General features: G+C 66.2%; 20 protein-coding genes, 1 tRNA gene and 1 pseudogene. 11 read left to right on the forward strand and 11 right to left on the reverse strand.

The window, feature by feature from the left end; genetic code table 11:
• Positions 1–303 precede the first annotated feature (303 nt).
• Genes AWJ14_RS20880 through AWJ14_RS20895 form a run of 4 tightly spaced genes read left to right on the forward strand, consistent with a single transcriptional unit; the run spans position 304 to position 5,512 of the window.
• Positions 304–1,497: an ROK family transcriptional regulator gene (locus AWJ14_RS20880; protein WP_083220415.1), complete on the forward strand. Its 1,194-nt coding sequence runs from the start codon at positions 304–306 to the stop codon at positions 1,495–1,497.
• Positions 1,498–1,521: 24 nt separating this feature from the next.
• Positions 1,522–3,018 carry a M81 family metallopeptidase gene (locus tag AWJ14_RS20885; protein ID WP_066184229.1) on the forward strand — a complete coding sequence of 499 codons (1,497 nt, stop codon included), beginning with the start codon at positions 1,522–1,524 and terminating at the stop codon, positions 3,016–3,018.
• 40 nt (positions 3,019–3,058) lie between these two features.
• Positions 3,059–4,423, forward strand: a complete 1,365-nt coding sequence (locus tag AWJ14_RS20890) for a Xaa-Pro aminopeptidase (RefSeq protein WP_066184232.1) — start codon at positions 3,059–3,061, stop codon at positions 4,421–4,423.
• A 21-nt stretch (positions 4,424–4,444) separates the two neighbouring features.
• Positions 4,445–5,512 (forward strand): ABC transporter ATP-binding protein, encoded by a 1,068-nt coding sequence (locus AWJ14_RS20895; RefSeq protein ID WP_066184239.1) that lies wholly within the window; start codon positions 4,445–4,447, stop codon positions 5,510–5,512.
• Between the two features lie 88 nt (positions 5,513–5,600).
• Here the strand turns inward: AWJ14_RS20895 and AWJ14_RS20900 are convergent, their stop codons facing one another.
• The 3 genes from AWJ14_RS20900 to AWJ14_RS20910 all read right to left on the reverse strand — a co-directional run bounded on the left by AWJ14_RS20900 (position 5,601) and on the right by AWJ14_RS20910 (position 9,864).
• Positions 5,601–6,200: a TetR/AcrR family transcriptional regulator gene (locus AWJ14_RS20900; RefSeq protein ID WP_083220416.1), complete on the reverse strand. Its 600-nt coding sequence runs from the start codon at positions 6,198–6,200 to the stop codon at positions 5,601–5,603.
• A gap of 179 nt (positions 6,201–6,379) precedes the next feature.
• Positions 6,380–8,140 (reverse strand): ABC transporter ATP-binding protein, encoded by a 1,761-nt coding sequence (locus AWJ14_RS20905; RefSeq protein ID WP_066184245.1) that lies wholly within the window; start codon positions 8,138–8,140, stop codon positions 6,380–6,382.
• Positions 8,137–9,864, reverse strand: coding sequence for an ABC transporter ATP-binding protein/permease (locus AWJ14_RS20910; RefSeq protein ID WP_066184248.1), 1,728 nt, complete (start codon positions 9,862–9,864; stop codon positions 8,137–8,139). The genes AWJ14_RS20905 and AWJ14_RS20910 overlap by 4 nt, the downstream gene beginning before the upstream one ends.
• Positions 9,865–10,534: 670 nt before the next feature.
• Between AWJ14_RS20910 and AWJ14_RS20920 the strand changes: the two genes are divergently transcribed.
• A complete protein-coding gene (locus tag AWJ14_RS20920) occupies positions 10,535–10,870 on the forward strand; it encodes an antibiotic biosynthesis monooxygenase family protein (RefSeq protein ID WP_066184252.1) in 336 nt (111 codons plus the stop codon).
• The gene (locus tag AWJ14_RS20925) at positions 10,870–11,772 is read left to right on the forward strand and encodes a sigma-70 family RNA polymerase sigma factor (RefSeq protein WP_083220417.1); all 903 of its coding nucleotides are present in this window, start codon (positions 10,870–10,872) and stop codon (positions 11,770–11,772) included. The genes AWJ14_RS20920 and AWJ14_RS20925 overlap by 1 nt, the downstream gene beginning before the upstream one ends.
• A gap of 78 nt (positions 11,773–11,850) precedes the next feature.
• Here AWJ14_RS20925 and AWJ14_RS20930 read toward each other — a convergent pair whose 3' ends face one another.
• On the reverse strand, positions 11,851–12,801 hold the full coding sequence (locus tag AWJ14_RS20930; protein WP_066184254.1) for a LysR family transcriptional regulator: 951 nt from the start codon (positions 12,799–12,801) through the stop codon (positions 11,851–11,853).
• 96 nt (positions 12,802–12,897) lie between these two features.
• Here AWJ14_RS20930 and AWJ14_RS20935 point away from each other — a divergent pair, with 96 nt between their 5' ends.
• Positions 12,898–13,686: an NAD(P)H-dependent oxidoreductase gene (locus AWJ14_RS20935; RefSeq protein WP_066184258.1), complete on the forward strand. Its 789-nt coding sequence runs from the start codon at positions 12,898–12,900 to the stop codon at positions 13,684–13,686.
• A gap of 76 nt (positions 13,687–13,762) precedes the next feature.
• Here AWJ14_RS20935 and AWJ14_RS20940 read toward each other — a convergent pair whose 3' ends face one another.
• Genes AWJ14_RS20940 through AWJ14_RS20950 form a run of 3 tightly spaced genes read right to left on the reverse strand, consistent with a single transcriptional unit; the run spans position 13,763 to position 15,158 of the window.
• A complete protein-coding gene (locus tag AWJ14_RS20940; protein ID WP_066184261.1) occupies positions 13,763–14,326 on the reverse strand; it encodes a DUF4865 family protein in 564 nt (187 codons plus the stop codon).
• On the reverse strand, positions 14,323–14,739 hold the full coding sequence (locus AWJ14_RS20945; protein WP_066184658.1) for a cupin domain-containing protein: 417 nt from the start codon (positions 14,737–14,739) through the stop codon (positions 14,323–14,325). Before AWJ14_RS20945 ends, AWJ14_RS20940 begins: the two co-directional genes overlap by 4 nt.
• A 14-nt stretch (positions 14,740–14,753) precedes the next feature.
• A complete protein-coding gene (locus tag AWJ14_RS20950; protein WP_066184264.1) occupies positions 14,754–15,158 on the reverse strand; it encodes a tautomerase family protein in 405 nt (134 codons plus the stop codon).
• 104 nt (positions 15,159–15,262) lie between these two features.
• Between AWJ14_RS20950 and AWJ14_RS20955 the strand changes: the two genes are divergently transcribed.
• On the forward strand, positions 15,263–16,165 hold the full coding sequence (locus tag AWJ14_RS20955; RefSeq protein WP_066184267.1) for a LysR substrate-binding domain-containing protein: 903 nt from the start codon (positions 15,263–15,265) through the stop codon (positions 16,163–16,165).
• Positions 16,166–16,228: 63 nt separating this feature from the next.
• Here AWJ14_RS20955 and AWJ14_RS20960 read toward each other — a convergent pair.
• The 3 genes from AWJ14_RS20960 to AWJ14_RS20970 form a co-directional block, all read right to left on the reverse strand.
• Positions 16,229–16,305 (reverse strand) — tRNA-Arg (locus tag AWJ14_RS20960).
• 459 nt (positions 16,306–16,764) lie between these two features.
• Positions 16,765–17,166 (reverse strand): hypothetical protein, encoded by a 402-nt coding sequence (locus tag AWJ14_RS20965; RefSeq protein ID WP_066184269.1) that lies wholly within the window; start codon positions 17,164–17,166, stop codon positions 16,765–16,767.
• 290 nt (positions 17,167–17,456) lie between these two features.
• Positions 17,457–20,117, reverse strand: a complete 2,661-nt coding sequence (locus AWJ14_RS20970) for a bifunctional diguanylate cyclase/phosphodiesterase (protein ID WP_083220419.1) — start codon at positions 20,115–20,117, stop codon at positions 17,457–17,459.
• Between the two features lie 361 nt (positions 20,118–20,478).
• On the opposite strand from AWJ14_RS20970, the gene AWJ14_RS20975 reads away from it, so the two are divergent.
• From AWJ14_RS20975 to AWJ14_RS20985, 3 genes are all read left to right on the forward strand, one after another.
• Positions 20,479–21,435, forward strand: coding sequence for a tripartite tricarboxylate transporter substrate binding protein (locus tag AWJ14_RS20975; RefSeq protein WP_066184273.1), 957 nt, complete (start codon positions 20,479–20,481; stop codon positions 21,433–21,435).
• Between the two features lie 135 nt (positions 21,436–21,570).
• Entirely contained in the window at positions 21,571–23,085 is a 1,515-nt protein-coding gene (locus AWJ14_RS20980; RefSeq protein ID WP_066184276.1) for a tripartite tricarboxylate transporter permease, read from the forward strand.
• On the forward strand, positions 23,078–23,536 hold the full coding sequence (locus AWJ14_RS20985; RefSeq protein WP_066184278.1) for a tripartite tricarboxylate transporter TctB family protein: 459 nt from the start codon (positions 23,078–23,080) through the stop codon (positions 23,534–23,536). Before AWJ14_RS20980 ends, AWJ14_RS20985 begins: the two co-directional genes overlap by 8 nt.
• A 9-nt stretch (positions 23,537–23,545) precedes the next feature.
• On the opposite strand, the pseudogene AWJ14_RS22935 reads toward AWJ14_RS20985, so the two are convergent.
• Positions 23,546–23,783 (reverse strand): annotated as a pseudogene (locus AWJ14_RS22935) (NAD-dependent epimerase/dehydratase family protein); the annotation flags it as partial.

Here is a 23,783-nt window from a genome sequence, read left to right on the forward strand (position 1 = left end):
CCGATCCTAGGAAAAAAGATAGAGGCGAAGTTCGGGAGGAGTCAAGCGACGTCGGGGATAGTCTGTCCAAAATTCTTCAGTTCGTATGTGTTGTGCGGCTATATGGCGGCGAGTTTTGAAGTAGATTGCTTGAATGTTTTAATTCAGGCAACAGTGACTCCCGTTTGTCAAATTTAAAAGCGGATATGATCTGAATAATATTTGTTGTTCTGTGTTTTTAAACCGATTGAAAGATTTTTTGGGATGGTTCATGGTGGCTCTGGCGCAAAGGTGGCGTTTATTTATGCGAGCATCGGATAAAAAATGAGCAGAAACACACGAGGCGTTGCCGGTTCCCATTCTTCGGTGCTGCGGCGGGCCAATGCGATCGCGATCTTTCACGCCATCCGCCTGCAGCCGGGCATTTCCCAGCGCGAGATCGGCGACCGCACCGGCATCGACAAATCCACCGTCTCCGCGGTGATCAACCAGTTCGACGCGCTGGGATTGCTGGAACGCGTGGCGGACGAAAGCCGCAAGGGCAGGGGGAGGCCGTCCGAGGGGGTCCGCATCAACGGCGCGGCCGGCCTCATGCTCGGCATCGACATCGAGCCGGAGCGGCTGGTGGTGATGTCCGCCGGTCTCGATGGGGTGCCGCTCGATGTCAGCGAATATCCCGCGCTGCCCAGTGAAAGCGAGTTTGCCGGAGGCGTTTCCGCGGCCGTCGCCGCGCACCTGGCCAGGGGCGGCAGCACGCTGGCCGAGGTGCGCTCGATCGGCGTCTGCCTGCCGGGTCTGGTCGATCGCAGCGGCAAGCTGATTTCGTCGTCCAATTTTCGCTGGGGCGCGGTCGATGTCGCCGGCGAACTGCGCGCGCGCTTCGGCCAGAAGGTATGGGTGGACAACGATGCGCGCGGCGCCGGGCTGGCCGAGCGCCTCTTCGGCTGCTGCCTCGATGTGCAGGATTTCGTCTTCATCGACTCCCATTCGGGCGTTGGCGGCGCGCTCTATCTCGAAGGCGCGATCTATGCCGGCTCGCTCGGCATCGCCGGCGAGATCGGCCATACCAAGATCGTGCCCCATGGCCGCATCTGCCAGTGCGGCGACGGCGGCTGTCTTTCGGCCTATATTTCGGGGCCGGCCCTGCGCGATGCGTTCAGGGGGGCCGGGCTCGTGGCCAACAGCTTTGCCGAGATGAAGGCGCTGGCCGAGCAGAACATTCCCGAGGCGATGGGCGTGCTCGACGAGGCGGGTGAGATCCTCGGCCTGGCGCTGTCCAATTTCATCAATCTGCTCAATCCGCCCAATATCGTCATCGGCGGCGGGCTTGCCGTGCTCGCGCCCTATCTGATGCCGCCGGCCGAGCGGGTGCTGCGCCGCCATGCGCTGCCCGAGGGGCTGGCCCATTGCACCATCCTGATTTCGGAACTGTCCAAGGAGCCGCATGCCCGCGGACCGCTGGCCGTCGCCCTGCAGGGACTTTCCCAACTCAATGCCGACGGGGCGTTCCCGTGGTGAGACTTTGCTTTCAAGGACTATCGCATGACTGATTTGAGAATTGCCATCGTCGGCCTGTCGGTGGAGTGCCTGCTCGGCTCCCCGCTCAAGACCGAAGCGGCCGACATGCAGGTGTATCGCGGCCGCGAGATGACCGACGGCGACCTGTGGATGGTGCGCGGCGTGCTGCAGCGACTGGCGGAGGAAAGCGGCGTCGAAGCCGTGCCGCTGATGTGGGCGACCGCCCTGCCGGGCGGGGCGCTGAGCGCCGGCAATTATGCCGCCTTGCGCAAGGAGACGGTCGAGCTGCTGCGCGCCAACGGCCCGTTCGACGGCGTGGTCATGGTCAATCACGGCGCGCTCGAAGTGGACGGTATTGATAACCATCCCGACAGCGATTTCCTCCGCGCCGTTCGCGAGGCGGTCGGGCCGGACATTCCGGTGGCGGCCTCACTCGATCTTCACGGCCACATCAGCCCCGATTTCATCTCCGACATCACCGTCATCGGCGCGTTGCGCACCGCGCCGCATCGCGATGACCGGGAGGCGGGCTATCGTGCGGCGCATCAGTTGCTCAAGGTGCTGCGCACCGGCATCAGGCCGCGGATCGCCGCTGTCCGCATCCCAATCCTGATTGCCGGCGAGGCGGCGGTCACCACCACGGAGCCGGGGGCGAGCATCTATGCCGGCCTGCCCTCCTACGACGCCCGCCCGGGCATTCTCGAAGCCAATGTCTTTGTCGGCTTCGCCTTCAACGACGTCCCCTGGGGCGGCATGACGGCGATTGTCACCAGCGATGGCGATGCCGATCTGGCCAGGGCCACCGCACAGGAACTGGCCAGCGAGATCTGGCGGCGGCGCCATGATTTCGTGTTGCGCATGGAGACGGCCGGCGTGGCCGAAGGCCTGGCGCGCGTGGCGGCGGCGACCGAGGGCCCGATCTTCGTCAGCGATTCAGGTGACAACACCACGGCCGGCGCGCCGGGCGACCTGACCGGCGTGCTGCAGGCGATGCTCGACCTTAAGAGCCCGCCCCGGGCGGTGATTGCCGGCATAACCGCGCCCGGCCTCGTGCAACAGGCGCTGGATGCCGGCATCGGCTCGACCATCGAAGTGGTTCTGGGCGAGGACCATATCAGCCTGCCGGGCACAAGACGGCGGGTGACGGGCGAAGTCATCAATGGCGGCCCGGAACTCAAGCTCTCCGGCTTCCAGCCCTATCGCAGCGTCGAGGCCGCCTGGGCCGCCATCCGCTTCGGCGCGCTGGTGGCAACCTTCCATGCCCGCCCGATCGGCATCACCACCCCGGAACATTTCGATTCCATGGGGCTCGACCGGTCGGCTTTCACGGTCTTCGTGGTCAAGCTTGGCTATCTGCACCCGCGCCTCGAAGACATCGCCAAGCGTCACGTGCTGCTGCTGAGCGAAGGCACCGTGTCGCTCGACCTCGAAAACCGCGACTGGCGCCGCGTCGCGCGCCCGGCCTTGCCGGCAGATCCCGATTTCGCCTGGGTCCCGGGCGAGTCCACCTACACCAACTGACAGCCACATCCGACCATCCATCCCAGAGAAAGGGCTCGATATGACCGTCGTCCTCAAGAACGTTTCCATCCCCGATTTCGGCGTCCCAGGTGCGCGTCCGGCCATCCCCGCTGCCACCTACGAGGCTCGTGCCGCCGCACTGGTCGAGCGCGCCGGCGCGGACTGGGTCGTGGTCTATGCCGACCGCGAACACCTCGCCAACATCGCCTTCCTGACGGGGTTCGAACCGCGGTTCGAGGAAGCGCTGCTGCTGCTCGGCCGCGGCGGCGAGCGCATCATCGTCACCGGCAACGAAAGCATCGACTACACGCCGGTCACCCGGCTGCCCAACACCCGTGCCGTGCTGGCGCAGAGCTTCAGCCTCATGGGGCAGGACCGTTCCCGGGCTGCCGATCTCGTCACGGTGCTGCGCGACTGCGGCCTCACCGACGGCCAGTCGGTGGCGCTTGCCGGCTGGAAATATCTGTCGGAGGCGGAGTGGCAGGGCGCGGCGCCGACATTCTTCGTCCCCGCCTTCGTGGTCGACAGCCTGCGCGCCGTCATCGGCGCTTCCGCTGCGATCCGCGACGTCACCGCCATCCTGATGAACCCGGTCGACGGCCTGCGCGCGATCGTCGATGCCGATGAAATCGCCCAGCTCGAATGGGGATCGGCCCGCGCTTCGGCTGCGGTCTGGAAGATCGTCGAGGGCGCGCGGCCGGGAATGAGCGAACTCGAATGCGCATCGCTGATGGGCTATGCCGGCGAACCGCTGACCTGCCACGTCATGATGAGCGGCGCTGCTGCGCCCCGCGGCGTGATCGGCCTTTCCAGCCCCTCGGCCCGCCCGGTCGAAAAGGGCGACGGCGTCACCACCGCCGTGGGCTATTGGGGCGGCCTTTCCTGCCGCGCAGGCCTGATGGATGACCATGACGAGGCATTCCTGTCGATGGCCAAGACCTATTTCAACGCCCTGCGCGCCTGGTACCAGGCCGTCGATATCGGCGTGGCCGGCAAGGACGTGGTCGCGGCCGTCGAAGCCGCGCTTGCCCCGTCGGGCCTGCGCCCGGCGCTCAATCCGGGCCATCTCATCAGCCACGACGAATGGATGAACACGCCCATTCGCCCCGGCTCGGACGAGGTGATCCGCTCCGGCATGGCCTTCCAGGTCGACATCATCCCGGCGCCGATGGGGCCCGGGCAGGCGCTCAATTGCGAAGACGGCGTGGTGATTGCCGATGCGGCACTGCGGGCCGAGATCGCCAAGGCGCATCCGCAGGTGCATGCCCGCATGCAGGCGCGGCGCGATTTCGTCCGCGATGTCCTGGGCGTTCCGCTCAAGGACTGCATCCTGCCGCTGTCCTCGACCCCGCTCTGCTACGCGCCGTTCTGGACCAAGCCGGGCCAGTTGCTCGCAGCCGGCTGACCGAAACCTGGGAGAGAAACCATGGCCAATGTTCACATCGATGACTTGCGGAAATCCTATGGCGATTTCGAAGTTCTCAAGAACATCCATATCGATATCGCCGATGGCGAATTCCTGGTTCTCGTCGGCCCTTCGGGCTGCGGGAAATCGACGCTGCTGCGGTCCATCGCCGGCCTTGAGGGCATCAGCTCGGGTCGCATCCGCATCGGCGCGCAGGATGTGACCACGCTTCCGCCCAAGCGCCGTGACGTGGCCATGGTTTTCCAGAACTACGCGCTCTACCCGCATATGAGCGTCGAGCGAAACATGGGCTTTTCGCTCGAACTCAAGGGCGTGTCGCGCGGCGAGCGGGAGCGGGCCGTGGCCAAGGCCGCCGACATTCTCGGCCTGACGCCGCTGCTCAAGCGCTATCCGCGGCAGCTGTCGGGCGGGCAGCGCCAGCGCGTTGCCATGGGCCGCGCCATCGTGCGCGACCCAAAGGTGTTTTTGTTCGACGAGCCGCTGTCCAATCTCGATGCCAAGCTGCGCGTCACCATGCGTTCGGAAATCAAGCAGCTGCACCAGCGCCTGGGCAGCACCATCGTGTATGTGACCCACGATCAGGTGGAAGCCATGACCATGGCGAACCGCATCGCGGTGATGCATGGCGGCGTGGTCGAGCAGTTGGGCACCCCGCAGGAGCTCTATGAGCGGCCGGCCAACCGCTTCGTGGCCACCTTCATCGGCTCGCCGTCGATGAACCTGGTCAAAGGCGAGGTTGTTGCCGAAGCCGGCCGTGTCCTGTTCCGCAGCGATGCGGGGACGCTCGCCCTGGCTCAGCACCACATGCCGCTGGCCGGACGGCGGGTCGAACTCGGCGTGCGGCCTGAAAACTTCGTGCTGGCCGATACGGGCCTGTCGGGCACCATCACCCAGATCGACCCGATGGGCGGCGAGCAGCACCTGTTCATCGACAGCGGCGGCGCCCAGATCGTGGTGATCGATCGCATCCGCCTCGACACCGTCGTGGGCCAGACGGTTCACGTGGCGCTTGCCAACCACGCCCCGCACTTCTTCGACGCGGACACCGGCCTGCGCATCGCGGATTAGGCAGGGCCGGGCCGAATGCCCGGGCCCGGCCGTTCTGCCGGCGACCGCCCGATCGCGGCCGGCCAGAGGCCCGAGAGGGGGCGAGGCGCTATCCCAGCCGCACCGCGTTGCGATAGAAGTCTGCCACCGTGCGCAGGAGCCGGGGCCGGTTGATCTCGTTGCCCGAAGCGAGACTGTCGTCGACCGCCCCGTGCAGGGCGTCGAACAGCATCACGGCAGTCAGGCGCGGATCGCCGATCTGCCAGGCCTTGTCCGCCGCTCCCTTCTCCAGCAGCGCCTGCAGCCGGGTGATGACCGGATTGTCAGCCTTGAGCGCGCGGAAGGCGGGCTGGTACTGGTGGAACACCATGTCATGCACCGCCACCGCGTCGAGATAGCCGTCGAGACAGGCCGCCACCCAGGCCTCCAGCCGGGCCGGCCAATCGGCATGGTCTTTCGCCATCGCGGCGTCGACCTTCGCGCAGAAACGGTCGGCGAAGCGCTTCTGCAGGGCGGCGAGCATATCCTCCTTGGTCTTGAAATAGAGATAGAAGGTGCCCTTGGCGACATCGGCGCCCTCGACGATCTCACTCACACTGGTGGCGGCAAAGCCCTTTTCCAGGAAAAGCGCCTGTGCCGCATCCATCAGTTCCTCGCGCCGGATATCGGCCGATTTGGTGCGGGGTCGTTTTGCGGTTTCGTCTGTCATCATCGCTCCCAGGGTGATGTGTCGCGCGGTCTTCTACACCAGAAAGGGCGCCAGCGTCTTGCCGGCAATGATGGTGTCACCCCGACTACCCCTGTGGCGCGTGAGCTGCGCCGTCCCGGGGGACGACACAGCTGTGCTTGCCGGCAGGGCGAACCGTCATCGCGAAGGCGTCGTGCGCCTCATGCGGGCGCCTCCTCAAGCGTCATGAGCTGGCGATAGAGCGCGCCTGATGCGGCGAGCTCGGCATGGGTGCCGGCCTCTGCCAGCCGGCCGCTGTCGAGCACCAGGATGCGCTCGGCGCTGCGGATCATCGAGGGACGATGGGCGATCATGATGACCGTCCGGCCCTGGCCGCGAATGCCCTCGAACGCCCTCTGGAAAGCGCGTTCGTTCGCGGTGTCGAGATTGGACGAGGCCTCGTCGAGCAGAAGGATCGGCGCGCCCGTCAGCAGGGCGCGGGCGATGGCGAGGCGTTGGCGCTGTCCGCCCGAAAGACGCGCCGCACGCTCGCCGCACAGCGTGTCGTAGCCCTCGGGCAGCGCCGCGATGAAGTCATGGGCTTGGGCGAGGCGGGCGGCGCGGATGACCTCGTCATCCGTGGCCTCCGGCCGGCCGAGCCGGATATTGTCGGCGATGGTGCGGTTGAACAGGTGAATGTCCTGCGGCACCCAGGCGACCAGTCGCCGCAAGGCCGGGACGGGCAGGTCGCGAATGTCGATGCCGCCGATGCTGACCCGGCCGCGCTCCGGGTCCCAGAACCGCATCAAGAGGTTGGCGACCGTCGATTTGCCCGCGCCGGAACGGCCGACAAGGGCGACCGTCTCTCCCGGCCGGATCGCGCAATTGAAGCCGTTGAGGACCGCGCCACGGCCGCCGTCATAGCCGAACCCGACATCTTCGAACCGGATCGTCGTGTCGGAGGGAACGGCCTGGGTCCCGGTGTCGGGGATCTGCGGCTTCTGGTGGAAGATCTCGAGGATGCGGCGCGCGCCGGCCTTGAGTTCGCCGAGCTTGCGTGCGGTCTGGGTGACTTCGGCGATGGGCGCCAGCGCGCCGCCGGAGAGAACGATGATGAGCGGCAGCAACGGCAGGCCGATCGCGCCCGAGCCGAGCAGCATGAGGCCGACAAGGGCGGCCGCCAGCACCGCAAGTGCGGTCAGGGCATCGATCGCCGCATATTCGAGGCCCGCCCGGGAGCCGTAGCGCCGCTGCGCGGCCCCGAGCGCCGCCGTCCGTGCCATCAGTTTCGCGAGCGCATCGCGACCGCGTCCGAACAGTGAAAGTTCGCGCTGGCTCTGGATGAACTCGACCGTCTCGGCGTTGAGATGGCCCAGTTCGCCGAGCACCTTCTCGCCTTCGCGACCGGCGCGGCGCGACAGCCAGGCGGGAACCGAAGCGACCAGCAGCAGGAACGGCAGCAGCGTGAGCGCGGCGAGCGGATGGATCGCCGCGAGCCCGGCAAGGGCTGCCAGCGGAACGATCACCGCACCGACATAATCGGCCAGCGTATGGGCATAGAACATTTCCATCAGTTCGGCGTCGCCGGTGGCGACCGAGGCGAGTTCGCCTGTCCGCCGGCCGAGGATCGACGCCGGCGCGGCGCGTTCGAGCCCGTCATAGATGCCGATCTGCAGGTCCCCGATCAGCGTGAAGGCAAAGTCGTGCGAGATATGGGCCTGCCACCAGCGCCCGCCCGCTGCCACCGGCACCACGATCACGAGCACGAGGAAGGCCGGGACAAGCGTTTCGGGGGCCGCGCCGCCGATCGCCCGCCCGGCGATCCAGGCCAGCGTCGCCATGGTGGCGAGCGTTCCGCCCTGGGCGAGAATGCCCGAGCACAGGGTCAGCAGCAGCTTGAGGCGACGGTCGCCCCTGATCAGCGGCAACAGGCCGAACAGACCGGAGGCGCCCGGCAATGACGAGGATGGGGTCGGGGTCACAGGACGTCTCCTTCGGTAAAGGCCAACCGGGCAAATGCGCCGCCGGCGATGGCCAGGCTCTGCGGACTGCCCGCCTCGACCAGCCGGCCGCGCTCGAACACGAGCACCCGGTCGGCGGCGGCGACGGTGGAAAGCCGGTGGGCGATGACGATCAGCGTGCGCCGGCCCCTGAAACCGTCGATGGCCGCCTGGATCGCCTTCTCGCTGGCCGGATCGACATTCGAGGTGGCCTCGTCGAGAAGCAGGATCGGCGCGTCCTTCAACAGGGCGCGGGCGATGGCGAGGCGCTGGCGCTGCCCGCCCGACAGCCCGGCGCCGCGTTCGCCGAGGGGGGTGTCGAGGCCCTGCGGCAGGCTGTTGATGAGGGGCGCGAGATGCGCGGCTTCGAGCGCCGCGCGCAGCTCGATCTCGGTCGCGTCGGGATTGGCGAGGCGCAGGTTCTCGGCGATCGTGCCGCTGAACAGTGTCGTGTCCTGCGAGACCGCGCCGATCAGCCTGCGCAGCGTGCCAAGCGAGAGGGTGCGAATATCGGTGCCGCCGATGCGGATCGCGCCCCGGTCCGGATCGAAGAAGCGGGGCAGCAGCGTGGCGATGGTCGATTTGCCGGCGCCCGACGGGCCGACGATGGCGACGAACTCGTTTTCCCGGACCGTGAACGAGACCGAGGAAAGCGCCGGGGTGTCGCTGCCGTCATAGGAGAAATCGACGGCATCGAAGGCAATGTCGGTGCGGTGCGGGCAGGGCGCGGGGCTCGCCGGTTCGTGCACCGGGGCTTCGAGTGCGAGCAGGTCGCGGATCGATTGCATCGCGCCGCCGGCCGCCCAGGCGGTGTGAAACTCCTTCTCGAGCCGGTCGAGTGGCCGGAAGGCCTCGCGCGTGAGGAAGAGCGCGAGAAACAGCGCGAAGGGAGAGAGTTCACCCGCCGCCACCCGCCAGGCATCGACCGACACCACCAGCGCGGTGCCGCTCAGCGTGACGAAGCCGGTGACGCCGGTGCGCATCATGGTCACGGCCGCCGCCCGGATCGATTCGCTGGCCAGCGCGTCTGCGCGGGCGGAAAGCCGGTGCCGCCAGGCTTGCGAGGCATTGAACGTCTTCAGCGTCAGGATGCCTTGCAGGGCATCGAGCAGTTCCGCGCCGAACGCGCCCATCGCCGCGAACACACCGGAGACGGCCGGCATCTGCCAGCGCATCCAGAACCGGTCGAGCAGGGGAAATGCCACGACGAAGGCGCCGAGCAGCAGGGCCGAGGGCCAGTCGACCAGCGCCAGCACGGCGAGCACGCCGGCGCAGCCGATGACGGCGACGATGATGGCCGGCAGGTAGCGGCTGTAATAGCTCTCCACCGCCTCGACGCCGCCGACGATGGTGGCCTGCAGGTCGCCGGTTTGACGGCGCAGCGTCACGCCGGGGCCAAGATCGATCAGATGCGTGAGCAACCGCTGCCGCAGCTCTTCCTTGGTGGCCTGCGCCGTCGATTGGGCAATGATTTCCGAGACCCAGATGAGCACGCCCTTGATGAGGATGAGGACGGCAAAACCAGCAAGCCAGGGGAATGGCGAGGCAGCCCCGCCTAGGCTGGTGTCCCCGAGAAGGGTTCCGACAAGTCCCGCCAGGCAAATGCCCTGCAGCACATGGCAGGCGGTGATGGCCAGGCCGGAGGCGGAGCTGCCGATCATGCGGCGCCTCAACCGGGGCGAGGTGGCGGACAGGAAAGGGGTCATGCGGTGGGCTCCTTGTGAGCGATGACGGGATCGCCTCCGACGCGCTGGCCGGCATTCCCGGTGAGGTCGGGCAGGATAGGGATGACGTGCCTGGGCATGCAGGCGCGGCGGCAGTCGGTCGCTCCTGTCGCCGGGAGGCTCTGCCTCAAAGGTTCGGATGGACGGAAAACAGACATGGCGGCGTTCGGGCCTCGGGTGGTGGGGCGCGCCGGGTGCGCCTGCGGACAGGCAGGCGCGGGGGGCGATCTGGATGGCATCGATAGCGAATGACCGACGGTCAGTCAATTAGGAATCGGATCGGGCCGCATCCGGTGCCGGCAGCGAAGTCGAAGCGCCGGGGGTGGGCACCGCTGTGCCGCCGCCGTCCACTGCCGGTTTGCCGCACACAACTGAGCGCCCATGTGGGACGGAACGGTCCGCGCGTAGCGCTACCCCCCTCGGTGCCGGTTATCCTTCAGGGATGGAGTGTCGCCTGGGCCGGCCCGGCGCGGTTTCGCACCCGACCTTGATGCGGCGGGGCCGCACCTCCGGATGCTCCGGCGTCTTCGCTTGCTATGGGAAGGCCGGGCGGCGCTCGGCCGGCGGTCGCGATCTTTTCACGCGGCGCATGTCACAATCGGCGGCGCCACCTTGTCATGATCCTTGCGGACACACAGCAAAGGAGACAAGCATGACCAGCAAGAACACCGCAGCCATCGACCCTGAGACCCCGTGCCTGACGCTGATCAATGTCTACGAGGTGGAACCGGAGCAGCAGGCCGCATTGGCGCAGGCGCTTTCGCAGGCCACCGAAAGCGTGATCCGGCACCAGCCCGGCTTCCGCTCGGTTTGCGTTCACAGCAGTCTCGATGGCAAGAAGGTTGTGAACTATGCCCAATGGGCATCCAGGGAGCATTTCGAGAGCTTCATGAAAAAGCCGGAGACGCAGGAGCAGCTCAAGCAGTTTGCCGGACTGGCAAAATCGGTCGCGCCGAGCCTCTACACCGTCAACGCGGTTCACGCCTGATGGCGACCGGGAAGCGAGGCGGCGGCGACAGGCCGGAGATCCCGTCCGATCCGGTCTTTGCCGGGCTGCGGCCTCGCCTCCTGCGTCTGGCCTATCGCATGCTGGGCTCGGTCGCTGATGCCGAGGATGTGGTTCAGGACGCCTATCTGCGCTGGCAGGCATCCGACCGCGCGGCGGTGCGCCAGCCGGCGGCGATGCTGCGCACCATCGTCACCCGGCTCTGCCTCAATGAGCTCAAATCCGCGCGGCGCCGGCGCGAAACCTATGTCGGGCCATGGCTTCCCGAGCCGATCGTTGAGGACGGGGAGAGCGACAGCGGCGACGACATCACGCTGCCCCTGATGATCGCGCTCGAGCGGCTGTCGCCGCTGGAACGCGCGGCCTTCCTGCTCCACGACATCTTCGGCATGAGTTTCGACGAGGTTGCCCGCGCCGTCGACCGCGAGCCGGCGGCATGCCGCAAGCTCGCCAGCCGCGCGCGGGACCATATCCGCTCCGCCCGGCCGCGCTTCGCCGTGGCGAAGGAACACGGGCTGGAGATCGCCACCGCGTTCTTCGCCGCCTCGCGCGGCGGCGACGTGGACAGGCTAAGAACGCTTCTCGCCGATGACGTGACCGCCAGTACCGACGGGGGCGGCCGGGTGCCGGCCTCGCCGCGTCCGCTGATCGGCATTGCCGAGGTGATGGCGCGCCATGTCGAACTTGCGGCCGAATTCCGCCGCCAGCCCTCGCTTCTCATCCGCTACGCGATGATCGACGGCCTGCCGGGCTTCGTCTCCGTCGAGGGCGGAGGGATCGTCCAGACCACCGCCCTGCAGATCGAGGCAGACCGGATCGTCGCGATCTACATCACCAGGAACCCGGACAAGCTGCGGCATCTGGGCGATTCGCGCAGGCAGTAGAGCGCGCTCCGGCGGCGACCGGCACGACGGGCGAAAGATCGTGCGCGCGAAGCTGCAGACTTCGGCAGGCGCCCGATTTTATCCGGCGTCCCCGGCGCGGCTTCTCCCGGGGGCGCCGTCGATGCCCGGGATGGCCGGCACTTCCCGCGCCAGGAACTCCACAAGCAGCCGGACGCGCGCGATCCCCGCCCGTTCCGGCGCGATCAGCATGTTGAGCGGCACCGGCGGCGGTGCGTGATCGGCGAGCACAGTCTCAAGCCGGCCGTCGGCGATGAGATCGTCGACCAGCCACAGATGTGCCGGGCCGAGCCCGCGGCCGGCGAGAAAGGCTTCCCGCGCGGCCAGTCCGTGATCGACCCGGAGGCGTCCGCTGAAGGGCACGGCCCGGGTCTTCCCATCCGGCCCTTCGAGCGTGAGCGTATCGCTTCCGGCGATGTTGGACATGCGGATGCCTTCCGCGCCGGCGAGGTCCCGGGGCGTGGCCGGCCGCCCCCGCCGCGCCAGATAGGCGGGCGAGGCGACGAGCGCGCGCCGGCTCACCCCGAGCGGCCGCAATCGCATGGAACTGTCGGCGAGCGGCCCCAGCCGGATGGCGACGTCCAGACCTTCGCGCACGAGGTCGATGCGCTCGTCGGAGAGATGCAGATCGACCGCAATGCCTGGATGGCGGTCCTGGAAGGCGAAGATCAGCCGGGTCATGTGCCGCACCCCGAGCGCTGCGGTGCAGGACAGGCGAACCGTGCCGGCCGCCGCCCCGCGGGCGCTGCGGGCTTCGTCGCCGGCCTGTTCGACCAGGCGCAGGATTTGCACCGCATGCGCGTGGTAGCGGCTGCCCTCCTCGGTCAGCGTCACGCGCCGTGTCGTTCGGCTGAGCAGGGCGACGCCCAGGGCCGCTTCCAGGTCGTGAAGGTGCCGCGTGATGCTGGACTGCCCCATGTTGAGCTCGCGCGCGACGGCGGAAAGATTGCCGCGCTCGGCAACGCGCACGAAGGTGCGCATGCGGTCCAGGGTTATGTCCGATCTATCCATTTTTCGGCATTATCCTATCCATCCGCATGGTATACCGGAATAATCGGCCATGGCCTAGCTTGCAGGGACATTCTCTTCAACAATTAGGTGCTCGCCATGAACGTGCTGATCGTGTTTGCCCATCCCGACCCCCGCTCCCTCAATGCCTCCCTGCGCGACGTCGCCATCGAGACGCTCGAGGCCCAGGGCCATTCCGTCGAGGTCTCGGATCTCTATGCCATGGGCTGGAAGGCTGCGGCGGATCGCGCCGATTTCCCCGGTCTCGCCGCGGAGGCACGCTTGCAGGTCGCATCGGCCTCGGGAGACGCCTACGCGGCCGATGCGCTGACGGACGACGTGAAGGCGGAGCAGGCAAAGCTGCGCCGCGCCGACCTGCTGATCCTCCAGTTTCCGCTCTGGTGGTACTCCATGCCGGCGATCCTCAAGGGCTGGGTCGATCGCGTCTATGCCTATGGCTTCGCCTACGGCGTCGGCGAGCACAGCGACCGCCGCTGGGGCGACCGCTACGGGGAGGGGACGCTTGCCGGCAAGCGCGCCATGCTGATCGTCACCGCCGGCGGCTGGGAACAGCACTATTCGCCGCGCGGCATCAACGGGCCGATCGACTATCTTCTGTTTCCGATCAACCACGGCATTCTGCACTATCCCGGCTACGACGTGCTGCCGCCATTCGTCGCCTACCGGGTGGACCGTCTCGACGCGGCCGGTTTCGAACGGGAGGCGCAGCGGCTGCGCGCGCGCATGCGCACGCTCGAAAGCACCGCGCCGCTTCCATTCCGGCGCCAGAACGGGGGCGACTATCTGATCCCCGGTCTCGAGCTCCGTCCCGGACTGGAACAAGCGGGAACGACAGGCTTCGCGCTGCATCTCGCACAGGGCGGATAGCGCGCACCGGCTTTCCTCCGGCCGACAGGCGAAAACCGTGCGCCTGTCGGCCGGACCGATCCGGGGGTACTCTTCCTCACGCGGCTCCAGGCAGCGACATGTGCCCGACCGCATAGGTCTGGCCGGCTGCGACAGGATCGGGAAGCACGGGCCAGAGGCTAAATTCCATCCGCCGCCAGGCTGTCGGATCAAACGCGCAGACCGTTGCCAGCGCGCCTGCCTTCATGGTCGATTCCGCGTTCGCGGCTGCCGTTGCACGCATTTCCGCAAGATTGGAATAGGGGGCGACAGGCTGGATTTCCCGGGTTGCGTATCGGGCGGCACCGAGATCTGATGTCGCTTGCATCTGCCAGACCTGCCAGACGGATACCGACGGCCAGCCGAAATCCCGTGTAAGCGCGGCAAAGCCGGAACTGGTCAGAAAGCGCTCGATCCCTTCCGGCTGGTCCCAGAGATAAAAGGGCGCATAGAGGTTTTCGGTGCTTGAGAAGCCGCTATCCTGTTTCTTCGCCACCAGATAGGCCTTGAAACGCAGCAGCGGAAAGCCGTCGAGCAGCGGCCCTTTTTCCCTGATCCGCCGATCGATGATCGTCATGTCGTAATCGGTGGGCAGGGTGAAACTGTATTGCATCGCGATCATGTCACAAAACCTTCCTCATCGACGGGGCCGAACCACGCCACCGCCGTTCCGTTCTTCACGGGTTGGACACTGAGATAACTGAAAGGGCTTTCGGCCGTTGCCCCATGCCAATGAAGCTCGTCCGGGGCGAACCAGACGGCATCGCCGGCACGAACCTCGATCACCTCGCCGCCCTCGCGCTGGACCAGGCCGACGCCATCGAGAACGAAGAGAAGCTGGCCACGCGGATGACTGTGCCGATGGGTGACCACGCCCGGCGGGACAAAGGCACGCATCGCGGTCATTTCGCCCTCGGTGCGGCTCGACAGGATCATCTGGACAAGAAACGCGCCGCTTGAGACGCCCCCGGGCGCGGCGGCAATCCCTTCGCCGGCACGAATGACGGTCATGACGGAGGGGCAGGCCTCGCCCATGTCGAAAACACCGCTCACCGGCCCCGCTCCCCTTGAGAAGGGGCGCCGGCGGAGATGCCGGCCGAAAAGGACCAGTCCTCGACGGTGGAATTGGCAATGGCAACCATGACATCTTCCGGTCGCACTCCGGGGGAAGCGGCCAGATTGTCGACCAGGCTGCGGTAAAACCGTGCCTTGGTGTCCGCCGAACGCGATTTCCCGGTGGTGATGTGGAAGAAGATGTAATCATCGGAGCGCGGTCCGCCACGATAGCTCCGGTCGAAGATCAGTTCACCCGGCTGGTGCTGGTGGATCGCGACGAAGCGATCATCTTCAGGCACCTCGAAACAATCGACCAAGGCACGGTCCAGGCTGTCGGAAAGGGCGGCGAGGTAGCCGGCGGACTTGCCGGCAAGCAGAGAGATGCGGGTGAAAGGCATGGGTGCGCTCCATCAAGGCAATTGACAGGCGCAGTATGGCGCCGCACAATTGTCCTGATAATCAGATTATTCAGGATCAAACGTCCTGTATTTCGGGATCATATATGCGTCTCACCAATCTCGACATGGATGCGTTGCGCAGCTTCGTGGCCGGCATCGAGGCCGGCTCCTTTGCGCAAGCCGCCGACCGGCTTGGCCGCTCGACCTCTGCCGTCAGTGCGCAACTGAAGAAGCTGGAAGACCAGACCGGCGCGAAACTGGTGCAGAGATCCGGACGCGGACTGGTGCTGACCGAGGGCGGCGAAGTGTTCCTGTCCTATGCGCGGCGGCTTTTGAATCTCAACGACGAAGCGGTGAGCGCAATCCGGGAGCCGGAACTCGAAGGCTGGGTGCGTCTGGGCATTCAGGAGGACTTCGGCGAGAGCGTCCTGCCGCAGGTGCTCGGTCGCTTCGCCCGGGCCCATCCCAAGGTACGGATCGAGGGCCGCATCGGCCGCAATGTCGAATTGCGGGAAAAGATCGCCCTCGGCCATCTCGATCTGGCGCTGGCTTGGGATGACGGCACGGCAACGGACGCGGAGAGGATCGCCGCCCTGCCGCTTTGCTGGCTCGGCTCGACCGAAGAGCCGCTTTCATGGCAGGTGCACGCGGGGGAACCGCTGCCGCTGGCGGCATTGGAAGCGCCCTGTCTGTTGCGCACGCTTGCCTGCAACCAGCTCGACCGGGCCGGCATTGCCTGGCGCATCGCCTTTGTCAGCCCGAGCCTTGCGGGCCTTTGGGCCGCCACCGCCGCAGGCCTCGGCATCGCGCTGCGCACCCCATTCGGCGCTCCGGCGAGCGTGGGCGTGCTGGACGCCGCCGAACATCACCTGCCGCACCTGCCTTCGCTCGGCCTCACCCTGCTGGGCGCGGACAAACCCCAAACCCCAATCAGCGCCCATCTCGCAACCATCATCCGGCAGGCGTTGCAGGACAGGCTACCGGAAGCCTGGGTGCCGGGAGCATGACATACAGGACACCAGCCCCGACGGTTTAACGGGATGTCGTTGAATTTCAGTTGGTTGCAAGATTGGCGCACCCGACAGGATTCGAACCTGTGACCTCTGCCTTCGGAGGGCAGCACTCTATCCAGCTGAGCTACGGGTGCATCCGTGGCGCCTGGCGGGGAGGGGCGGTCGGCGCTCTTGCCGGTCGCCTGCCGCGAAGCAGCTGACGCGGTCTTCTAGCTCATCACGGGCGGCGCATCAATGCAATAATCGCGTTTGGTTGACGCTGGTCCGAATGAGCGACGCCAGGCTGGTGTGAGTCATGCGCCGGGGCGTGGCGGGTATGTGGCTTTTGGGAGATTTACGGTAGCATGCGAAGGATGTTCCGTGTTTCGGCCCCTTGGCTAACCCTTCGATCGAACCGATGGGCTCAGGTCACTTCACACCGCGACGGGCACTGGCTCTGCGCAAATTGGAGAGCTCCGCGCCACCGCCCGCCGTCTCAACCGCCTAAGGGCAAAACCAACGCCGGTCACGAATGCCCGGCTGGATAAGGCCTGGGGGCGAGGTCAGGTGATCACCGACCCTTCGGCGATCACCTTGAAGAGAACCACATATTCTCAGATATAGATTTCATTCGCCTGGCAAATAGTCTTGACGGCATGGCTGCGGCTGGCGTCCTGACCTGATCCGCCACCACCCAACAATGTGAAAGCCGACTTCTGGTTGGCTGTGATGGTTCCACCAAAAACGGCTGGCTTGGATCGGGTTCCGGCAGGTGTGATGCCGGTCACGTAGCCACAAATAGTGATCATGCCGGAGTCGAGATGTTCGGTTGCTTGCAACTTTTCGATCTGCAATCCGCGAGCTTTGAGTTTTGACGAAAGGGTCGCGTGCACGAGTGCGCGTTCTTCCGCCGTAACACTATGGGAGATATGGGAGGTGGCGACACCTCCGGTAGTCTCGCACCCAGTCAACGCTATCATCGAAAACGCAGCCAAAGCCATGTGAATCTTAGTCATTACTTCCTCGCGGTTAGACCGTTTACCAATGGGGTTGAAGCATTCGCATTGACGAAGGAGGCCCGCATCCCCCGATCGGGTGAGTGAAACGAAATCAGGGCCCAGACGGCTCTGACGCGGAGAGGGTGGGAACAAGAGCGGTGCGGAATGGACAGAAGGATGGAGCGCAGAGTGAACGCGGTCCTTTTGACCTGAGACACTCGCTTTCCGCCAGTCTCTGATGGATTCCGTCATCCGCGAGCGTGCCGACCGCGCGATCCGGACGGGTCCGTGCAGGCAGAACTGCCGGGTCAGGCCACCTGGCGCCAGCTTTCGCGCTTGACGAAGCCGATCAGGTCTTCGGACGACATCGGCCGCGCCAGCGCAAAGCCCTGCAGCGTGTCGCAGCCCAGGTCGCGCAGCACCACGGCGTGCTCCATCGTCTCCACGCCCTCGGCCACCACCTTGATGCCGAGCGACTGGCCGATCTCGATGATCGAGGCCACCAGCCGCCGCCGGCTCTCGCTCGCCACGATCGGCGAGATCAGCTGCCGGTCGATCTTGAGCCGGTCCGGCCGGACCTGGATCAGGCTGACGATCGAGGCGAAGCCGGTGCCGAAATCATCGATGTCGATCTGGATGCCGAGCTCCCGGAGCCGCTGGATATTGGCGACGATGGTTTCGTTCTTGTCGTCGAGGAAGATCGATTCGAGAAGCTCGAAGGACAGCGTGCCGCGCTCGATGGCGATGCCGTCGAGACTGTCGATCAGGTCGGTTTCGTAAAGCCGTCCCGCCGAGACATTGACCGACATCTTGGGAATGGTGATGCCTGCGGCCTTCCAGCGGGTCGATTGCCACAGCGACTGCTCGAGGATCGAGCGGTCGATCAGCGGAACCACGTTGAGTTCGCCCGCGGTCTTGAGGAACACGTCCGGCGTCAGCAGGCCCTCGCGCGGATGGTCCCAGCGCACCAGCGCCTCGACGCCGACCACGTCGAGGGTGCGGGCGTCGAACTGCGGCTGGAAATAGGGGCGGAACTCCTTGCGCTCGAGACCGCTGAGAATGTCGTCGGCCACGCGCTTGTTGCGGACGATTTCGGCCCTGAGCGAATCGGTGAAGAACTCGAACCGGTTGCGACCGTTTCTCTTGGCCCGGTAGAGGGCGATATCGGCGTCGATCAGCAGCCGCCTGCCACTGTCGGCGTCGGCCTCGCCGGCCATCGCGATGCCGATGCTGACGCCGAACCGGCACTCGTGACCCTCATAGGGCACCGGCTGGTGCATCTGCAGGATGATGCGCTTGGCGAGCGAGGCGAGCTGCGCGGCGCTGGCGGGCCGGGTGGTCGCGATCACGAATTCGTCACCGCCGATGCGGGCGATGAAATCGCCGGCGCGGGTGCTCGCCTTGAGCACCGAGGCGGCGTGGACCAGCATGGCGTCGCCGGCGGCATGGCCGAGCGTGTCGTTGATCTGCTTGAAGCGGTCGAGGTCGATATGCAAGAGCGCCGTCACGCTCCGGCCTGCGGTGCCGCTCAACATCCGCTCGTCGAGGAAGCGCCGGTTGGGAAGGTCGGTCAGGCTGTCATGCAGCGAGTTCCGCTCCATCTGTGCGCGGGCATCCTCCAGTTCGCGGTTTCTCAGTTCCGCGTTCTGCTTGGAGGCCAGCAGCCGGGTCTTGAGGGCGATGTCGGTGGAGACGTCCCAGTTGACGCCGACGATGTAGCGGCGCCCGGTGAGGTCGTAGTTCATCGCGCCGATGGCGCGGATCCAGCGCACGGATCCCTCGCGGGTGACCACGCGGAATTCCGAATTGTAGGCACCGCCGGTCAGCGTCGCGCGGTGGAATTCCTCTTCGGCACGGGCCCGGTCCTCGGGATGCAGCGCCTGGCTCCACGAATCCGCGGAGCGCCGTTCCACCATGGTCTCGGTGTCGTAGAGCTCGCACATCCGGTCGTCCCACATCAGTTCGTGGGTGTCGAGATTGTATTCCCAGACGCCGATTTTCGAGGTGGTCAGGGCCAGCTTGAGCCGGTGCGACAGCCGCTCCATTTCGGCCTGGCGCTGGCTCAGTTCGCGCTTGTTGGCGCGGCGCTGGTCGTAGAGGTAGCCGGCGATGGAGATCGGCACCACCAGGAGCAGTCCGCCGAACAGGCACATCTGCCGGATTTGCCAGGTGTTCGGGGGCGTCTCGATCCAGCCGCCGCGGGGAATGGCCGCGATCTTCCAGCTCCCCGTGGGCAGCGTCACGTCCGAGACCAGCGGATCGGCGTCGAGCACCGCCCGGTCGCCGAAGAACACCTCGCCGTAGCTTCCGGTGCCGTCCTGGCCGGTGATTGCAACCTCGATCGGCAGCTTGGACGAAAACAGGCCGCTGGCGCGGTAGAGCTGCTCGGCGTCGATCACCGCGGACACCACGCCCCAGGGGGTGTCGTCGCCGCGGGGGGAGGGGACGAAGACGGGGAACTGGCTGATGAAGCCCTCGCCGCCCTGCACCAGCTCGATCGGCCCGGCCAGAACCATGGATCGCGCCGAGACCGCGCGCACAACGCCTTCGCGCTGCAGGTCGTGGCTGCGAAGGTCCAGGCCGACCGCCTTTTCGTTGCCTTCGAGGGGATACATCAGCCGGATCACCATGTCGGGCGCGGCGGCGATGTTGCGCAGCTGGTTGTCACGGGTGACCAGGCTTGCGGCGATCTTGCTGAAGCCGTCCTGGTCGATATCGGGTTGGGCGGCGATGACCGCCACCAGGCCGCGCACCAGCTGGATGTTGCCGTTGATGTTGCCCTGCAGCTTGGCCTGCACCAGGCCGAGTTGCTCGCTGACCTTGGCGCGTGCGCTTTCCCGGTGGGCGATCCAGTTCTGCCGCTCGACGATGATGGCCGCGGTCAGCGTCACCGCCACCGTGATGCCGACGGTAAAGACGCTCGGCCGGCGCAGAATCTGCCAGTGCTGAAACACACGCTTGAAAGACATTGTTCCGACTAATCCTTCGCGACCTCGCGTGTGGACGGCAAAACTCCACGGGCCGACGATCATAAAACGCGTTCAAACTAGCGCGAAAATGCAAACAAAGGCTAAAGCCGGCCCCGGCCCGCCGGTCGGCTGCAAGCCCGCGGGCGCGGGCTGGGCGGCAGGCGCCGGGGGCGCCGATTTCCGCGCCGACCGGAATTGCGCCCGAAAGGCCATGACAAACCATTCCCCAGGTGTTTTAATGACATGGCCGTTCGTACCGTGACGCGTTTGAGGAGGCTTGGCGGGAGGGACGGCATTTGGAGGGCGTGCTGCAAACTTGCATGTAAGCGCTTGCATATTTGAATTTCCTGGGAGGAAAAACATGTTCAATCTTAAATTCGCCAAGACCCTGGTGGTCGCATCCGCAGTGTCGATCGCCGCGGCAACCAGTGCCCTGGCGTTTCCGGACAAAGCGGTCGAATACATCATTCCGTTCGGTCCGGGCGGCGAGTCCGATATCTCCGCGCGCTTCCAGCAGTCGTTTTTCAAGGACAAGTTCGGCCAGGATCTGGTGGTCTCCTACAAGCCCGGCGGCGGCGGCGCGGTGGGCTGGGCGCAGCTCAATTCCATGGCGACCGACGGCTACACGATCATGGGCACCAACCTGCCGCACATCGTCATCCAGCCCGCGCAGAAGGATGTCGGCTACACCACCGAGGACATCAGGAACTTCTATATGTTCCACTACACGCCGGACGCGATCGTGGTGACCGCCGACAGCCCCTACCAGACGCTCGACGACCTGATCGCCGACGCCAAGGCCAATCCGGGCGGCGTGACCATGTCGGGGTCCGGCAAGGCCACCGCCAATCATCTGGCCCAGATCCGCTTCGACAAGATGGCCGGGATCAAGACCGCCTATGTGCCGTTCAAGGGCACCGGCGCCTCCTCGACCGCCATGCTCGGCAAGCAGGTGAAGGCGCAGTGGGGCTACACCACCGTGGGGGCGGCCCAGGGCGATGCGGTGCGCCTGCTTGCGGTGGCGATGGAAGAGCGTCACCCGCTGTTCCCCGATGTCCCCACCTTCAAGGAACTCGGCTACGAGATGGTCGGCGGCGCGTATCGCGGCATGGCCGTGCCGAAGGACACACCCGAGGAAATCGTCAAGCGCCTGTCGGACATGTTCGGCGAAATCAATGCCGATGAGGCCTTCCGCAAGCAGATGCTCGACGGCGGCTTTGCGCTGCTCGACGTGGATGCCGCGGGCATGGAAGCCTTCATGGCGGCCCGCAAGGCCGAATATCTGGAAGCGGCCTCCGAGGCGGGCCTGCTCAACTGATCCATCCGCGCATGTCCGGACCCTGCACAGGTCCGGACATGTCCTTTCCGCCTACCGACCAGCCACACGGCGCGGACAGGGTGATCCTGCGTGCCGGGGTGGTGGTGTCGCCCTCCTTCTGACGGACAAGCCGACATGGATTTCCAAAACCTGGCCAATGCGCTCACACTCACCAATCTGGCGCTGGCGCTGTTCGGCGTCGTCGCCGGCACCATCATCGGGTCGATCCCGGGACTGTCCGCGACCATGGCGGTCGCCGTGCTGGTGCCGATCACCTTCAGCATGGAGCCTGCCTCCGCGCTGATCCTGCTGGGCGCCATCTACACCGGCGCGATCTATGGCGGCGCCTATTCCGCCATCCTTCTGAACACGCCGGGCACCCCTTCTGCGATCGCCACCACCTTCGACGGCTACCCCATGGCCAAGCGCGGCGACGGCGACCTGGCGGTGGCCATCGCCTGCTATGCGAGCGTTGCCGGCGGCCTCATCGGCGCCGCCGCGCTGTTGTTGCTGGCGCCGCCGCTGTCGACCGTCGCCCTTGCCTTCGGTCCGGTCGAATATCTCTGGCTGTCGGTCTTCGGACTGTCGCTGATCGCCTCGCTGTCGACCGGCAACCTGCTCAAGGGGCTCGCCGGCGGCGCGCTCGGCATGCTCCTGTCCTGCGTCGGCGTGGCCGAGATCTCGGCCGACATCCGCCTGACCTTCGGTTCCAGCACCATGATCGGCGGCATCGAGGTGGTCGGCGCGCTGATCGGGCTCTACTGCATTCCGGTGCTGATCGACATGGTGTCGACGCCTGAGCGCCATCTCAAGGTGGAGGAGGGCGGCCGCGCCGTGCGCTTCCGCGAGGGCGCGGCGATCGCCTGGAAATCGCGCGTCAACCTGCTGCGCTCCTCGATCATCGGCACCGTGGTCGGCATCCTGCCCGGCGCGGGCGGATCGGTGGCGGGACTGGTCGCCTATTCCGAGGCCAAGCGCACGGCCAGGCCCGGACAGAAATTCGGCGAGGGCGAACCCGACGGCATCATGGCCACGGAAGCAGCCAACAACGCCACCGTCGGCGGCGGCTTCATCCCCACGCTGGTGCTCGGCATTCCCGGAACGCCGCCCGACGCGGTCATTCTCGGCGCCCTGCTGGTGCAGGGCGTGCGCACCGGCCCGACGCTGTTCGACGGTGGCGGTTCGATCGTCTACACCTTCATCTTCGGCCTGTTCATCGCCACTGTGCTGATGCTGCCGACGGGTCTTCTGATCGGGCGCTACGCCTACAAGACCATCGTCACCATCCCCAAAACCATCCTGGTTCCGGCGGTGGGCTTCATGACCATCATCGGCACCTTCGCGATCCGCAACTCGATCTCCGACATCGTCATCATGATCGGCCTCGGCACGGTCGGATGGGTGCTGTCGCGCTTCGGCTTTGCCGCCTCGCCGATCGTGCTCGGCCTCATTCTCGGGCCGATCGCCGAGCAGGGCTTCGTCCAGGCCTGGATCATCGGAGAGGCCACCGGAAACCTGCCGGGCATGTTCTTCGGCCGGCCGATTTCGCTGGCCATCATCGCCTTCACCCTCCTGTCGCTGGTCTATCCGGCGATCCAGAGCCGCCGCGCCAAGCGGTCGCTCGCAACCAAGGCCGAAGCCAATGACTGAGAGAGCCCCGGCAGCCGCACGCAAGGACGTCGGCACCCTGATCATCGCAAGCCTGTTCATCGTGCTCGGGCTGCTGACGCTGCAGGACGTGACGACCTATTCCGACACCGATTCGGTGGTGTTTCCGCGCTTCGTCGCCTATGCGCTGATCGTCTGCTCCGCGCTGGTGATCCTGGCCTCCTGGCTCCGCCCCAACCCGGCCAACGGCTTCGGAAGCGGCGACTGGTGGCGGCGGGTGCTGCTGGTGGCGACGATGCTTGTCTGCTGCTTCGTCATGCCGGCCGCGGGCTTCCTGCCGGCCACGGCGATCGCCTTCGCGGGCGGCCTGATCGCCGCGCGCCACGAGGGTTGGAGCGTGAAGACCGCCCTGGTGTTCGCCGTCTCCGGCGTCGTCATCATGGCGGCGTTTTACGCGCTGTTCCGCTATCCGCTCGGGGTGCCGCTGCCGTAAGGCCAGAGCCTATCGGACGTATTTGCGCCAGTCGTGCTGCTCGGCGAAGCCCAGCATCTCGCGGATCTTGCGGTTGGAATAGAGCGCCTCGTGCTCGCCCATCTCGCGCGTGAGCGGCACACCGGGGAAGAAGCTCTTCGCGATCTCGGCCGTCGGCATGTCGACCGAATTGGTGTCGTTGCCGGCGTTGAAGATCTGGAAGCCCAGGTCGTCGGTCTTGAGGCAGAGGTCGACGATCTGGCCGAGA

Origin of the sequence: Parahoeflea olei, from assembly GCF_001703635.1 — a bacterium.
GTDB classification, from domain to species: Bacteria; Pseudomonadota; Alphaproteobacteria; order Rhizobiales; family Rhizobiaceae; genus Hoeflea; species Hoeflea olei.